This window comes from Treponema sp. UBA753 (assembly GCF_002297325.1).
Taxonomy (GTDB): domain Bacteria; phylum Spirochaetota; class Spirochaetia; order Treponematales; family Treponemataceae; genus Treponema_D.
On sequence record NZ_DBKJ01000029.1, the window covers coordinates 2,132 to 3,932 of the forward strand.

Here is a 1,801-nt window from a genome sequence, read left to right on the forward strand (position 1 = left end):
TGTCAAGCACGGCAATGACAAACTGTTTACCAAGCAAAAAACACCAAAATATTGTGATTTTTCTCACATAAAGGCAATTTTCAACGTAAAATCAGCAAATTCTAGCATTTTTTGTAAGCCTAGGCTAAATTTCAATGGAAACGCCTTTATTTTTTTTATAAAATTAATTAAATTATAGCAAATTTATTGTGATTTTTCTCACAAATCAAAAGGGGTACAGAATGTCAAGAGTATACAATTTTAGCGCAGGTCCATCTTGCTTGCCGGAAGAAGTTTTAAAAGAATGCGCATCAGAAATGCTTGACTACAACGGAAGCGGACAGTCAGTAATGGAAATGAGCCACCGCTCAAGCACATATCAGGCAATAATTGACCACGCAGAATCACAAGTACGCAAACTTATGAAAGTTCCAGAAAACTACAAAATCCTTTTTTTGCAGGGAGGCGGTTCAACACAGTTTGCAATGGTCGCAGAAAATCTTGGCATTCACACAGGAAAAGCCGCATACATTCAAACTGGAGTTTGGGCAAAAAAGGCGGCGGCAGAAGCAAAGCATCTTGGAATAAAAGTTGACATCATAGCTTCAAGTGAAGACAAAAATTATTCTTATATTCCGCATGTTGAAAAAATTGAAGGCGACTACGACTATGCGTATATATGCTTCAACAACACAATAATGGGAACCCACTACGAGTATATTCCAGACACAGGAAAAATTCCTCTTGTTGCAGACATTTCATCTTGCGTTTTAAGCGAAGAGCTTGACGTTTCAAAGTTCGGGCTTCTTTTTGCAGGCGCGCAGAAAAACCTTGCTCCGGCTGGAGTTACTCTTGTTATAATCCGCGAGGATTTGATTACAGAAACTCCACGCGAAGGAACGCCGACAATGCTTTGCTACAAAACTCACGCAGACAACGGAAGCATGTACAACACTCCGCCTTGCTACACAATTTACGTTCTTGGAAAAGTTCTTGACTGGATTGAAAAAAACGGAGGAGCTGCAGGAATCAACAAGCTGAATGTTGAAAAAGCAAATTACCTTTACGACTATCTTGACTCAAGCGATTTCTATCATGCCACAGCAGAAAAAGGAAGCCGCTCTCTCATGAATGTTCCGTTCCTCACAAAATATTCAACAGGTTCAAAAGACGAAACCGACATTGCAAAAGAAAAAGAAATCAACGCAAAGTTCGTAAAAGAAGCTGAAGCCGCAGGACTTGTAAATCTTAAAGGACACAGACTTGTTGGCGGAATGAGAGCTTCAATTTACAACGCAATGCCGCTGGCCGGAGTTAAAGCTCTTGTTGAGTTCATGAAAAAGTTCGCAGAAGAAAACAAATAAAAACGGAGAAAACAAATGTTTAAGATTCAGACACTAGACAGAATCAGCGCAGTTGGACTCGATAACTTTCCACGTGATGAATATGAAATTGCAAGCGAAATCGTAAAACCTGACGCAATTCTTGTTCGCAGCCACGATATGCTTTCAATGGAAATCGACCCGAACATAAAAGCTGTTGCCCGCGCAGGAGCCGGCGTAAACAATATTCCAGTAAAAGACCTTGCGCAAAAAGGCGTTGTAGTTTTCAACACGCCGGGAGCAAACGCAAACGCTGTAAAAGAGCTTGTAATCCTCGGACTACTTATGGCAAGCCGTCCTGTAATCGCCGCAAACCAGTGGGTTAATTCACTTGCCGGAAAAGGAGCAGAAATTGCAACTCTTGCTGAAAAAGGAAAGAAAAATTTCATTGGACAGGAAGTAAAAGGAAAAACTTTAGGCGTAATCGGGCTTGGAGCAAT

General features: G+C 40.8%; 1 protein-coding gene and 1 pseudogene. Both read left to right on the forward strand.

Going from position 1 to position 1,801, the window contains the following annotated elements:
• Window positions 1-221: 221 nt before the first annotated feature.
• Window positions 222-1,343, forward strand: coding sequence for a 3-phosphoserine/phosphohydroxythreonine transaminase (gene serC / locus B4C08_RS02075; protein WP_296662378.1), 1,122 nt, complete (start codon window positions 222-224; stop codon window positions 1,341-1,343).
• Between the two features lie 15 nt (window positions 1,344-1,358).
• Window positions 1,359-1,801: pseudogene (locus B4C08_RS02080) on the forward strand (3-phosphoglycerate dehydrogenase); the annotation flags it as partial.

Bases quoted from the DNA above. Each gene is read 5' to 3' on its own strand.
- serC (WP_296662378.1), top strand. From the start codon at position 222: ATGTCAAGAGTATACAATTTTAGCGCAGGTCCATCTTGCTTGCCGGAA.